This is a genomic window from Pantoea sp. 9140 (assembly GCF_000745295.1).
Classification (GTDB): domain Bacteria; phylum Pseudomonadota; class Gammaproteobacteria; order Enterobacterales; family Enterobacteriaceae; genus Pantoea; species Pantoea vagans.
The window spans coordinates 3507658-3520643 of the sequence record NZ_JQNO01000001.1 but is presented as its reverse complement, the minus strand read 5'-3'; the positions used below and the strand labels follow the sequence as shown (position 1 = coordinate 3520643).

Sequence of the window (12986 nt, the reverse complement as noted above, 5' to 3'; positions counted from 1 at the left end):
TTAAGGTAACGATAGAGAAAGGGGGGAAGAGATAAGCGACGGGTTGAGTTTAGGCTCTGATACATGAAGTAAAAGTTACAGCAGTGAATATTGCTGGTCGTAACTGATTAACAAAAAAAAGTGTGATCAATGTTCAATTTTCATCTAGCGGTTATTCTGGTCGTGAGCGCTGAAATAGATCTGAATAGTGGTCCGGTGAACATGCCATAAAAAAAGCAGGCCGAAGCCTGCTTTCTGTATTTTAATTCTCTGCTCAGGAGGCCAGTGACAGAACGGGTTTCGCTTTCGCTGCCAGCCACTCTGCAACGCGAGCCTGCTGCTCTTTGGTCAGCCACATACCCTGTTTGGTACGACGCCAGATAGCATCATCCAGTTCACGCACCCACTCATGCTGCACCAGGTAGCGCAGTTCGGCTTCGTAGAACTCGTGTCCGAAGTTCTCACCCAGGTCATCCAGACTTTTCGCGCCAGCCAGCAGGGTTTCCGTGCTGCTGCCATAAGTGCGCGAGAAGTGACGCGCCATATTTTCGCTGATGAACGGATAACGACGACGCAGACTGGCTGCATAATCTTCACGGGTGCCGGAGATATTGCCACCCGGCAACACGCAGTTTTTGGTCCAGGCCGGACCGGCGTTCGGGTAGTATTTCACCAGTTTTTCCAGCGCATGTTCCGCCAGCTTACGATAGGTGGTCAGCTTGCCGCCGAATACGGAAAGCAGCGGTGCCTGACCATTATCGTCGCGTACGTCCAGCGTGTAGTCACGGGTGATCGCCTGCGGTGAATCGGATTCATCATCACACAGCGGACGCACACCAGAGTAAGACCAGACGATATCGTCAGCGGTCAGCTGCTTTTTAAAGTGCCCGTTGAACACTTTCAGCAGGTATTCGGTCTCGTTGTCGTCGATATTGACGTTTTTAGGATCGCCTTTGTACTCCACATCGGTGGTGCCGATGATGGAGAACTCATCCATCCACGGGATGACAAACACGATACGGTTATCTTCGTTCTGCAGAATATAAGCCTGCTTCTCGGTATGAACGCGCGGCACCACGATGTGGCTGCCTTTGATCAGGCGGATACCGTAAGGCGATTTCAGCTTCAGGCTGTCATCAAACAGCTGCTTGACCCATGGACCAGCGGCGTTGACCAGGCCTTTCGCCTGCCAGGTAAAGGTTTTGCCGGTATCGACATCTTCCGCTTCAACCTTCCACAGGCCACCTTCACGCCAGGCACGGGTTACACGGGTACGGGTACGGACTTCACCGCCACGCTTCACCACTTCCTGCGCATTCAGTACTACCATGCGGGCATCATCGACCCAGCAGTCAGAATATTCGAATCCGCGCGTAATTTCCGGCTTCAGGGCCGAATCCGCGCCAAACCGCAGACTTTTACTGCCTGGCAGGCTGGTACGCTTGCCGAGATGATCATACATAAACAGGCCGGTGCGGATCATCCATGCCGGACGCAGGTGCGGACGGTGCGGCAGACGGAAGCGCATCGGGAACGCCAGATGCGGGGCCATTTTCAGCAGGACTTCACGCTCGGCCAGTGCTTCACTGACCAGACGGAATTCGTAATGTTCAAGGTAGCGCAGGCCGCCGTGAATCAGTTTTGAACTGGCAGAGGAGGTCGCGCAAGCCAGATCCCGCGCCTCCAGCATTAACACCGACAGTCCGCGTCCTGCAGCGTCTGCTGCAATGCCGGCACCGTTGATGCCGCCGCCGATCACGATCAGGTCTTTGGTTTCCACGTCATCTCCTCCGATGTTCGGAATAGTTCTCTAATGTTCGTTTTCGAGCATAATCATAATCGCAAACCAACATTTACGCCAGTCTTTAACCGGGTAAAAACATTTTTGCGTGATATAGCTAACATTCTGCCCACCAAAAAAACAGATAGCCGTAACGATTGTCAGGTTATCGGCGTGGATTCTCGGGTTACACTACGCACCATTACGACGACGCTGTTATGAGAGATTCTATGGAAATGTTCGAATGTATTAACGTGCAGCAGGCGCAGGCGCATCTGGCTGAGGGTGCACTGCTGGTGGATATCCGCGATCCGCAAAGTTATGCCCTGGGCCATGCGGCAGGCGCGCTGCATCTGACCAATACCAACCTCAGCGACTTTGTCAGTGGCGCAGACCACAGCCTGCCGGTGCTGGTAATGTGCTATCACGGCAACAGCAGCAAAAGCGCGGCGCAATATCTGCTGGGACAGGGTTTCAGCGCGGCCTACAGCATTGATGGCGGCTTTGATGCCTGGCGTGCCGCCTTTCCTCAGCAGGTTGCCCTCGGCAGTGAATAAATTGCCGCCCGTCACATGGAGAGTTACTGATGCGCATTACCCAGTTTAATCAGCCGCGCATGGCGCAGGCGTTTGTGGACTACATGGCGACGCAGGGCATCATGCTGCGCATCGAGCATGAAAATCACTACGTCATCATGCTGGATGACGAGAGCAAGATCTCAGTGGTCGAAAACGAACTTCAGCAGTTTTTACACGACCCTAACCATCCGCGCTATCAGGCTGCCAGCTGGCACAGCGGCAAGACCGACAGCGGTCTGCGCTATGAGCACAGCAACATCTGGGCGAACATCCGCGAGCGGGCCGGTCCGCTGACCATGTCCCTGATGGTGCTCTGTATCGTCGTGTTTATTCTGATGCAGGTGATGGGCGATCAGACCGTGATGGCCTGGCTCTCCTGGCCGGATGCCGACCAGCATCTGCAGGTCTGGCGCTGGTTCAGCCATGCGCTGCTGCACTTTTCACTGCTGCACATCCTGTTTAATCTGATGTGGTGGTGGTATCTCGGCGGGGCGGTTGAGAAGCGCCTTGGCAGCGGCAAACTGTTCGTGATTATGCTGATTTCGGCGCTGCTCAGCGGCTGGCTGCAGGCGAAGTTCAGCGGCATCTGGTTTGGCGGTCTGTCGGGCGTGGTGTATGCGCTGATGGGTTACTGCTGGCTGCGCGGCGAGCGCGATCCTGACAGCGGCGTCTATCTTGAAAGGGGATTGATCGGATTTGCGCTGGTCTGGCTGGTGATTGGCTGGTTCGGCGTCTTTGGTCTGGCGATTGCTAACGCGGCGCACGTCGCCGGTCTGGTCGTCGGGCTGGCGATGGCGCTGGTGGATACGCGTCACGTCACGCGTCGTTAGACAGGATATAAGCGGGTTAACAGGAGAGGAACGTGAAGCAGACGCAACGTCATGATGCGATTATCGATTTAGTCCGTCGTCAGGGATATGTCAGTACTGAGGAGCTGGTGGATCACTTTGAGGTCAGCCCGCAAACCATTCGTCGCGATCTCAACGATCTGGCCGATCAGAACAAAATTCAGCGTCACCACGGCGGCGCGGCGCTTCCTTCCAGCTCTGAGAATACCGCCTGGCACGATCGTAAAATGATGTGGTCAGCGGAAAAAGCGCGGATTGCGCAGCGTGTTGCCAGCCAGATCCCGGATGGGGCCACGCTGTTTATCGACATCGGCACCACACCGGAAGCGGTGGCGCACGCGCTGCTCAACCACAGCGATTTACGTGTGGTGACCAACAATCTTAACGTGGCGATGCTGTTAATGGGCAAACCCGACTTCCGGGTGATCATCGCAGGCGGTGAAGTACGGACCCGCGATGGCGCGGTGATGGGGGAAGCGACGCTCGACTTTATTTCCCAGTTCCGGCTCGATTACGGCATCCTGGGGATCAGCGGCATCGATATGGATGGATCGCTGCTGGAGTTCGACTATCACGAAGTCCGCACCAAGCGTGCCATCATTGAAAATTCACGCTGCGTGATGCTGGTGGTGGATCACTCGAAGTTTGGCCGTAACGCCATGGTTAACCTGGGCAACATGAGTCTGCTGGACTATCTCTACACCGACAAAATGCCGCCCGCCAGCGTTATGAAAGTGATTGAGCAGCATGAGGTTCACCTCGAACTCTGCTGATTCCTGCTACGCCAGCCGCCCGGCTGGCGTTTTTCTTTGATTGCTGTCGCTTTTTTCCTCACTCACGTCTTTACTTAACGGTTGCTGGCACCCGGTTGCCAGCCCGTGCGCTTTCTATTTTTGCTTCACCTCATTGCGTAACAGAAGGGAGTGATATGCCGCAGCAAAAATTTAATAAAGCCCGTTTTAACGCCGCATTGACCCGCCAGTGGCAGCAGTTAAGTCTCCTCTCCGCACAGCAGATGACCCCGCACCAGGCGTGGCAGGCGGTGAGCGCGGCGCTGGCAGAACTGCTGGCCGCGCAACCGGCACCGCGTCAGGCGGTGCAGCAGCGTCACGTTAATTATCTGTCGATGGAGTTTCTGATTGGCCGTCTGACCGGCAACAACCTGCTGAATCTCGGCTGGTATGACGAGGTTAAAGCGGCGCTGGCTGAGCAGCAACTCGATTTAACCGAACTGCTGGAGCAGGAGGTCGATCCGGCGCTCGGCAACGGCGGGCTGGGACGGCTGGCCGCCTGCTACATGGATTCAATGGCAACGGTAGGGCAGTCCGCCACCGGCCATGGACTGAATTACCAGTACGGCCTGTTCCGCCAGTCTTTTGACGAGGGTAAGCAGATTGAAGCGCCCGATGACTGGCAGCGCGAACGCTATCCCTGGTTCCGCCACAACGCGGCGCTGGATGTTGACGTCGCGATGGGCGGTCGGGTAGAAAAACTGGAAAACGGCGGTGTACGCTGGCATCCCGATTTTACGCTGCGCGGTGAGGCCTGGGATTTGCCGGTCACCGGCTACCGCAACGGCGTGACGCTGCCGCTGCGCCTGTGGCAGGCAGTGAGCGCGCATCCGTTTGATCTCACCGCCTTTAATGACGGCCACTTCCTGCAGGCGGAGCAGCCCGGTATCGAAGCGGCAAAGCTCACCAAGGTTCTTTATCCCAATGACAACCATCAGGCTGGCAAGCGGCTGCGCCTGATGCAGCAATATTTCCAGTGCGCCTGTGCGGTGGCGGATATCCTGCGGCGTCACCATCTGGCGGGGCGCAGCATTCACAGCCTGCCGGATTTCGAAGTGATCCAGCTCAATGATACCCATCCGACCATTGCCATTCCGGAGATGCTGCGCGTGCTGCTGGATGAGCATCAGCTGAGCTGGGATGAAGCATGGCAGATCACCAGCCGGTTGTTTGCTTACACCAACCACACGCTGATGCCGGAGGCGCTGGAGCGTTGGGATGAGAAGCTGATGCGCAGCCTGCTGCCGCGCCACATGCTGATTATTAAAGAGATTAATCAGCGACTGAAGACGCAGGTGAAGCAGCGCTGGCCGGATGACAAAGCGATGTGGCACAAGCTGGCAGTGGTGGCTGACGGTCAGGTGCGGATGGCCAATCTCTGCGTCGTCAGCGGCTTTGCGGTCAACGGCGTGGCGGCGCTGCACTCCCGTCTGGTGGTCAGCGATCTCTTCCCGGAGTATCACCAGCTCTGGCCGCAAAAATTCCATAACGTCACCAACGGCATTACGCCGCGTCGCTGGCTGAAGCAGTGTAACCCGGCGCTGGCCGGTCTGATTGATGAGACGCTGAAAACCGAGTGGGCCAATAACCTTGATGCATTGATCGGTCTGGAGGCTTATGCCGACGATCAGGCGTTTCGTCAGCGCTATCGCAGCATCAAACAGCAGAACAAAGCGCAGCTTACAAAGTATATCGCGCGGCACACCGGCATCATCGTGAATCCGGCTGCGCTGTTCGATGTGCAGATCAAGCGTCTGCATGAGTACAAGCGCCAGCATCTCAGCCTGCTGCATATCCTCTACTGCTATCAGACGCTGTTTAATAAACCGGAAGATGTCACCTTTACACCACGGGTATTCCTGTTCGGGGCTAAGGCCGCGCCGGGTTACTACCTCGCCAAAAATATCATCTACGCCATTAACAAAGTGGCGGAGGTGGTGAACAACGATCCGCGGGTTGGCGACAGACTCAAAGTGGTGTTTATCCCCGACTACCGTATCACCGTGGCCGAGCAGATGATCCCGGCAGCGGATCTCTCTGAGCAGATCTCCACCGCCGGTTATGAAGCCTCCGGCACCGGCAACATGAAGCTGGCGCTGAACGGTGCGCTGACGATTGGCACGCTGGATGGAGCTAATGTCGAAATTGCCGAACAGGTGGGCGAGGAGAACATCTTTATCTTCGGTCACACCGTGGATGAGGTGAAGGCGCTCAAGGCGAAAGGCTACAACCCGAAAAAGGTGCGTAAGCAGAACAAGCCGCTGGACGATTTACTGAAATCGCTGGAGAAGGGCAAATTCAGCGACGGGGATAAGCACGCCTTTGACCTGATGCTGGAAAGCCTGACGAAACACGGCGATCCCTGGCTGGTGCTGGCCGATTTCCAGGCCTATATCGAGGCGCAGCAACGGGTGGAAGCGCTATGGCGTGACCCCGAAGGCTGGACCCGCGCCGCCATCCTCAATACGGCACGAACCGGCATGTTCAGTTCGGACCGTTCCATTCGTGACTATCAGCAACGTATCTGGCAGGCACCGCGCTAAGGAGCAGCAATGAAGCAAAATTCACTCGATCAGGCCGCCCGTGCCGCAGGCATTTCACTGGATTACATCGACGTCAACGGCAGGAAAGAGGCTGTCAGCGATGAGACCAAACGCGCACTGCTGGCGGTGATGGCAGAACCGCAGAAGGCCAGTAAATCCCCGCTGCCGCCGGTCGCGGTGTTCAGCGGCAGCAGTAAGCGACAGCTGACGGCTCAGGGCAGTGGCACTTACAGCTGGCAATTGCAGACTGAAAAGGGCAAACAGCACAGCGGTGAGTTAACCGCCGGGGAGCCTTTTACGCTGCCGGGACCGTTGACCCAGGGTTATCACCAGCTGACGCTCACTAAAGGAAAGAAAAGCTGGCAGACGCGGGTTATCGTCGCACCGCGCCGCTGCTATCTGCCTCCGGCGCTGGAGGCCGGAGAAAAACGCTGGGGTGCACTGGTTCAGCTTTATACCGTGCGCTCTGAACAGAACTGGGGCATCGGCGACTTCGGCGATCTCGATCAACTGCTGGTGCAGCTGGCTGAACGCGGCGGCGATTTCGTCGGGCTGAATCCGCTGCATGCGCTCTATCCCGCCAGCGCCGGTTTTGCCAGCCCGTATAGTCCGTCATCGCGCCGCTGGCTGAACGTAATCTATATCGACGTCAGTCAGGTGACCGATTTTCAGCAAAGCGCGGCGGCGCAGAAATGGTGGAAAAGCGCGAAAACACAGAAGGCGCTGACCAAAGCACGTGAGGCGGAGCAGGTTGACTACGAAGCCGTGATGGCGCTGAAGCTGGCGGCGCTGCGCCATGCCTGGACACACTTTCAGGCGCGTGACAGCCAGAGCGAAGAGCCTCTCTCCTTTGCTGCTTTTGTGCGTGACGGCGGTGACAGCCTGCGCTATCAGGCTGCCTACGATGGCATACAGCTGGAGCGGCAGGCAGACAAGTCGCAGCAGGGCGGCTGGCCTGCCTGGCCAGAGGCGTGGCGCAACAGTCAGTCGCCGGAAGTGCAGCAGTGGTGTGAACAGCATGAACAGGAGATCGCCTTCTGGCAGTGGCTGCAATGGCTGGCGCAGCAGCAGTTCTCAGGCTGCTGGGCGCACAGTCAGGCGCTGGGCATGAGCGTCGGTCTCTACCGTGACCTGGCGGTGGGCGTGGCGGAAGGCAGTGCGGAGACCTGGCACGACCCGGAGCTTTATCGCCTCAAGGCCTCGGTGGGCGCACCGCCTGACCGTCTGGGACCGCTGGGACAAAACTGGGGCTTACCGCCGATGGATCCGCATGTGATGCAGGCGCGCGCCTATCAGCCATTTATCGACATGCTGCGCGCCAATATGCGTGACTGTGGCGCGCTGCGTATCGACCATGTGATGTCGCTGCTGCGTCTGTGGTGGGTGCCAGCCGGAGAGACGGCGGATAAAGGTGCTTATGTGGCCTATCCGGTCAACGATCTGCTGGCTATTCTGTCGCTGGAGAGCCACCGGCTGCGCTGTATGGTGATTGGCGAAGACCTCGGCACCGTGCCTCAGGAGATCGTCAGCCTGCTGCGTAAAAGCGGCGTCTTTTCATGGAAGGTGCTGTGGTTTGAGCAGGAGAAAGATGAGCGCTATCGCGCCCCTGAAGACTATCCACGTCAGTCTATCGCCAGCGCCAGTACCCATGATCTGCCGACGCTGACCGGCTTCTGGGAGCAGGGCGATCTGGAACTGGGCGAGAAGCTGGGTCTTTATCCGGGCGATGCGGTAAAAGCGTTACATGAGCAGCGTGCCGCACAGAAGCAGGCGCTGCTGGATGCGCTGCATCAGGCGGGTGCCTTACCGGCTCGCAGCCAGAAGAAGGCGGAGAAGCTGGCTATGACGCCTGCGCTGAACCGGGCGATCCATCGCTTCCTGGCGGATACCGACAGTGCGCTGCTGGGGCTACAACCGGAGGACTGGCTCGGAATGACCACGCCGGTTAACGTGCCGGGTACGGTGGATCAGTACCCTAACTGGCGACGCAAGCTGAGCAAAACGCTGGAGGAGATTTTTGCGGACAAGGAAGTGAATGCGTTACTGAAGGTCGTGAGTCAGCAGCGTCAGTCAGGAAAGAAAGAGAAGTAAGAAGGGCGCGGCAGCCGGGCTGCCGCGCTTTATCATCAGTAGAACGAGTGTTCGCCGCGCTGATGCTCGGTAATATCGCGCACGCCTTTCAGTTCCGGGAAGGCGGCCAGCAGCTCTTTCTCAATACCATCTTTCAGGGTCACGTCGATCATCGAACAGCCGTTACAGCCGCCGCCAAACTGCAGGATGGCGTAACCTTCATCGGTGATCTCCATCAGCGACACGCGACCGCCGTGGCCAGCCAGCTGTGGGTTGATCTGCGCCTGCAGCAGATACTCAACGCGCTCAACCATGGGCGCATCATCAGAGACTTTACGCATTTTGGCATTCGGCGCTTTCAGCGTCAGCTGTGAACCGAGATTGTCGGTAACGAAGTCGATTTCGGCATCTTCCAGATACGGCTTGCTCAGCTCATCAACGTAGGCAGAGAGCTTTTCGAACTTCAGTTCGGTGTCAGTAGCTTCAACTGCATCGGGCGGACAGTAAGAGACGCCACACTCGGCTGTTGGCGTACCCGGGTTAATCACGAATACGCGAATCTGGGTGCCATCTTCTTGTTTGGATAGCAGTTTAGAAAAATGTTCCTGGGCAGAGTCAGTAATTCGGATCATGTCGATTGCTCAATAGTTTACTAATTTAGTTGGTTATAATACGCCCATCAATGACGCTCTACAAGGTACGGCACAGGCACCAGACCTGCACGCTGGCGGCACCCTGCGCCAGTAACAGACGACTGATTTCATCTACGGTACTGCCGGTCGTAATGACGTCATCCAGCAGGGCGATATGGCGTCCCTGCACCGCCATTTCAAGGCGGAAGGCACCGCGTAAGTTGGTGCGGCGCTGCCGGGCGCTGAGCTGATGCTGTAATGCGCCCCTGCGCCTGCGGGAAACACCTTCACGCCATTCACATCCCAGCCAGTGCGCCAGCGGAGCGGCCAGCAGTACCGTCTGATTGAAGCCGCGCTGCCAGCGTCGCCGCCGGTGCAGCGGAACCGGCAGCAGCAGATCGGGACGCGGCACCGTGCCACGCCGGTAAACATTCAGCCAGCTTAGCAAAAGCAGCCGCGCCAGCATCACCCTGAGTGCGGTTATGTGAGAAAACTTCAGCTGATTAACCCACTGGCTGAACGGCGGACAGTAGTCATTGACGCAGACCAGCGCCTGCCAGGCAGGCGGTTTAAGCTGGCAGCGACCACAGGCGACCTTTGCTGAGCCTGCCGGTAATCCGCAGCGTGGGCAGAGCAATGGCAACGGCGGTAATCCGCGCAGGCATAAACTGCAGATGCCGTGCCGGGCTATCCGTAACGGCATCCGGCATAGCCAACACAGGGCGGGCATTGCTAGCATAGCGATCTCCTTATCAATTTCGGGATAGTAACTGATGACGTCGCTCTACTGGCACACCTGCGGGGAAGGAAAACGCGATCTTGTGCTGCTGCACGGATGGGGACTGAATGCCGAAGTCTGGCAAAGCATTATTCCGCGACTCAGCCCGCACTATCGCCTGCATCTGGTCGATCTGCCGGGTTATGGCCGGAGCGGTGATTTTAGTGCGCTGACGCTGGCGCAGATGGCAGAAGAGCTACTGCCTTTGCTGCCACCGCAGGCGATAGTCGTGGGCTGGTCGCTGGGCGGACTGGTGGCAACGCAGCTGGCGCTGACAGCGCCAGAAAAGCTGGCTGCACTGATTACCGTGGCGTCGTCGCCCTGTTTCACCGCCACAGAGCGCTGGCCCGGCATTAAACCGGAGACGCTGCAGAACTTTCAGCAGATGCTCAGCAACGATTTTCAGCGCACGGTAGAGCGCTTTCTGGCGCTGCAGACGCTGGGCACTGAAACCGCGCGTGCCGATGCGCGACAGCTGAAAGAGGTGGTGCTGTCACAACCGATGCCGGAGGTAGCGGTACTGGATGGCGGTCTGGAGATTCTGCGCCAGGTCGATCTGCGCGACGCGCTACCGCAGATCAGGCTGCCGTTCCTGCGACTCTATGGGGCGCTGGATGGACTGGTGCCGCGCCGGATAGCCGCTGAGATAGATGAAATGTTGCCAGATTCGCCTTCGGTGGTTATCGAAAAAGCAGCGCATGCACCTTTTATTTCCCATCCTGACAACTTCTGTCAGCATATTGTTAACTTTATCAGTAATTTATCAGGATAGTGCTGCTTTATATTGGCAAAATCGCTGACAGCAGCAATACTTCTCTCTGTGAGCAAGGCCGCTGCAATTTTATGTGATTAGTCACGGAAATGACTATGCCGTTCCATACTGCCTTACGCGTTTAGCGGCTGCTTACATCTCACAATGGATCATGAATGAGGGTAAACATAATGAAGGTTTTTAAATGGGTTGTGGCTTCAATGATGATGGGCGCGATTTCATTTTCTGCGATGGCAGCGAAAGAAGTCACCAAAGAAGAAGTTAAGACAATGAACCTGCAGAAGATTGGCACCGTTAACACCACGGCGGAAACCACCTCGCCAATGGATGCTAAAAAAGTGCTGTCTAAGCTCGCTGACGAAAAAGGCGGTAAATATTACCTGGTGATCGCCGGTCGCGAACACGGTAAATTCAGCGCCACCGCTGAAGTCTACAAGTAATTAACGTAGCCACATGAACTGCCAGGCATCCAGCTTAACCGGCTGGGTGCCATCAATTTTCTCTCCGCTCACCACATCCTGCAACGTATGCGCCACCGGCAGTTGCGTCATCACTGACCGTCCACTGAGATTAAACACGCACAGCAGTCCGTCGCCGCTCTCTGGCTGATGACGGCTGAGCACCAGCACGGCATTTTCGCTGTCATAGATCGTCATCGGATTATCAGGATGAAACGCAGGCTGGCGACGTCGTAACTGAATCAGCTGGCCAAGACGGGTATAAACCTGCTGACGCAGCCAGTCATCGCCCGCCAGCGCCGCCTCAATCTGCTGCAAATCATACTTCTGCCGATTAATCGCCCGGTTGTGCCCGGCTGCGCGTACGCCATCATAATGGTTACGGCCGCCCAGAATGCTCTGGATATAGATAGCCGGCACGCCAGGAAAGACCAGCAGAATCGCATGGGCCAGCAAAAAGCGTTTCAGCCGCGTGGCGTCATCGTCAGCTTCGCTATTTAACGCATCCAGATAGGTGACGTTGATTTCATAGGGGCTGGTGGTGCCGTCGGGGTTGTTTTTATAGGAGACCAGCGCGCCTTCCAGCGCCAGATCGCGCACCAGCGCCACAATCTCCACCTCAGACAAAATGCCGCGTGCCGGATTCAGCCCGATACCATCGTGGGATGCCAGAAAATTGAAGAAGGTGGTGTCGTTGCTGCTGAGATCCAGCGAACTCGCCCACTGCCGCAGCGCGCGCGCCGATCCGGTATGAATGGCATGCAGGACCAGCGGCGGCAGTGAAAACTGATAGACCATCTGCGCCTCATCGTGCCCATTGCCCAGATAACTGATGTTGTCCTGATGCGGCACGTTGGTCTCGGTGATAATCACCGTCCCAGGCGCGACATGGTCGGCAATGGCGCGAAACAGCTTCACCAGCTGATGGGTTTTTTCCAGATGAATACAGCGCGTGCCGGGCGTTTTCCACATATAGCCGACCGCATCGAGACGTACATAGTCAGCGCCACGGATCAGGTAGTCGAGCAGCACGTTGACCATGCGCAGCAACACCTCAGGATTGGCAAAATTAAGGTCGATCTGGTCGGCGCTGAAGGTGGTCCAGATAAAGCGGGCGTCGCCATCGGCCATCTTAAACGGCGTCAGCAGCGGCGAAGTGCGCGGTCGCGTGACGGCACTGAGATCGGTGGCGGGCGGCATGCTGATAAAGAAATCGTTCCAGCCGGGATCCTGCGCCAGAAAGTGGCGGAACCAGGCGCTCCGTGACGACATGTGGTTGCAGACGAAATCAAACATCAGCCGGGTTTCCTGATGCAGGCGCGCAATATCCTGCCAGTCGCCGCACTGCGGATCGACCTGATGATAATCAATCACCGAAAAGCCGTCATCGGACGACCAGGGAAAAAAGGGCAGCAGGTGGACCAGCGGAAACGTGGATTGCAGATGCTGCTGATAGAAACGGGAAAAGGTGCTGAGCGTGGGTTTACCGGCTTCCCGAAACTGATCGGCGTAGGTGATCAGCACCACATCCTGTTCATCCCAGTGTGCCTTACGTGGCAGCTTAATCGCCTCGCGGGCGGTAGCGATGTCAGCCTGCAGGCGCGCAAAGGTCGCCTCCGGGAATGTGCCAGCATAAATCTTCTCAATCAGATCGGTGATCGTTTCCATCGTGAATTGGGTGCCACAGCAGGTGTTGTTTTTATGACAGGCATCTTTTTAGCGTAGCGCGATGGCGGGGATTTTCAACCGGGGAGAAG

11 protein-coding genes are annotated in these 12986 nt (G+C 57.0%); 7 read left to right on the top strand and 4 right to left on the bottom strand.

All coding sequences use genetic code 11. From position 1 onward, the window contains the following. Positions 1 to 253 precede the first annotated feature (253 nt). On the bottom strand, positions 254 to 1759 hold the full coding sequence (glpD, locus tag FA92_RS16385; RefSeq protein WP_013359306.1) for a glycerol-3-phosphate dehydrogenase: 1506 nt from the start codon (positions 1757 to 1759) through the stop codon (positions 254 to 256). 230 nt (positions 1760 to 1989) lie between these two features. Between glpD and glpE the strand changes: the two genes are divergently transcribed. The 5 genes from glpE (at position 1990) to malQ (ending at position 8610) form a co-directional block, all read left to right on the top strand. Next, positions 1990 to 2316, top strand: coding sequence for a thiosulfate sulfurtransferase GlpE (gene glpE / locus FA92_RS16380; RefSeq protein WP_049788879.1), 327 nt, complete (start codon positions 1990 to 1992; stop codon positions 2314 to 2316). Between the two features lie 29 nt (positions 2317 to 2345). Next, on the top strand, positions 2346 to 3167 hold the full coding sequence (gene glpG / locus FA92_RS16375; protein WP_033784177.1) for a rhomboid family intramembrane serine protease GlpG: 822 nt from the start codon (positions 2346 to 2348) through the stop codon (positions 3165 to 3167). Between the two features lie 32 nt (positions 3168 to 3199). Then, entirely contained in the window at positions 3200 to 3958 is a 759-nt protein-coding gene (locus tag FA92_RS16370; RefSeq protein WP_013359303.1) for a DeoR/GlpR family transcriptional regulator, read from the top strand. A gap of 155 nt (positions 3959 to 4113) precedes the next feature. Then, entirely contained in the window at positions 4114 to 6519 is a 2406-nt protein-coding gene (gene malP / locus FA92_RS16365) for a maltodextrin phosphorylase (RefSeq protein WP_033784176.1), read from the top strand. Between the two features lie 9 nt (positions 6520 to 6528). Further along, positions 6529 to 8610 carry a 4-alpha-glucanotransferase gene (gene malQ, locus FA92_RS16360; RefSeq protein ID WP_033784175.1) on the top strand — a complete coding sequence of 694 codons (2082 nt, stop codon included), beginning with the start codon at positions 6529 to 6531 and terminating at the stop codon, positions 8608 to 8610. A gap of 35 nt (positions 8611 to 8645) precedes the next feature. On the opposite strand, the gene nfuA is transcribed toward malQ, so the two are convergent. Then, entirely contained in the window at positions 8646 to 9221 is a 576-nt protein-coding gene (nfuA, locus tag FA92_RS16355; protein WP_010253194.1) for a Fe-S biogenesis protein NfuA, read from the bottom strand. 58 nt (positions 9222 to 9279) lie between these two features. Next, positions 9280 to 9960 (bottom strand): DNA utilization protein GntX, encoded by a 681-nt coding sequence (gntX, locus tag FA92_RS16350; RefSeq protein ID WP_033784173.1) that lies wholly within the window; start codon positions 9958 to 9960, stop codon positions 9280 to 9282. Positions 9961 to 9994: 34 nt separating this feature from the next. On the opposite strand from gntX, the gene bioH reads away from it, so the two are divergent. Together bioH and FA92_RS16340 are read left to right on the top strand one after the other, a co-directional pair. Next, entirely contained in the window at positions 9995 to 10771 is a 777-nt protein-coding gene (gene bioH, locus FA92_RS16345) for a pimeloyl-ACP methyl ester esterase BioH (protein WP_033784172.1), read from the top strand. A 170-nt stretch (positions 10772 to 10941) separates the two neighbouring features. Beyond that, on the top strand, positions 10942 to 11211 hold the full coding sequence (locus FA92_RS16340) for a YdgH/BhsA/McbA-like domain containing protein (RefSeq protein WP_003853019.1): 270 nt from the start codon (positions 10942 to 10944) through the stop codon (positions 11209 to 11211). On the opposite strand, the gene FA92_RS16335 is transcribed toward FA92_RS16340, so the two are convergent. Next, positions 11212 to 12897 carry a sugar phosphorylase gene (locus FA92_RS16335; protein WP_033784171.1) on the bottom strand — a complete coding sequence of 562 codons (1686 nt, stop codon included), beginning with the start codon at positions 12895 to 12897 and terminating at the stop codon, positions 11212 to 11214. Positions 12898 to 12986 lie beyond the last annotated feature (89 nt).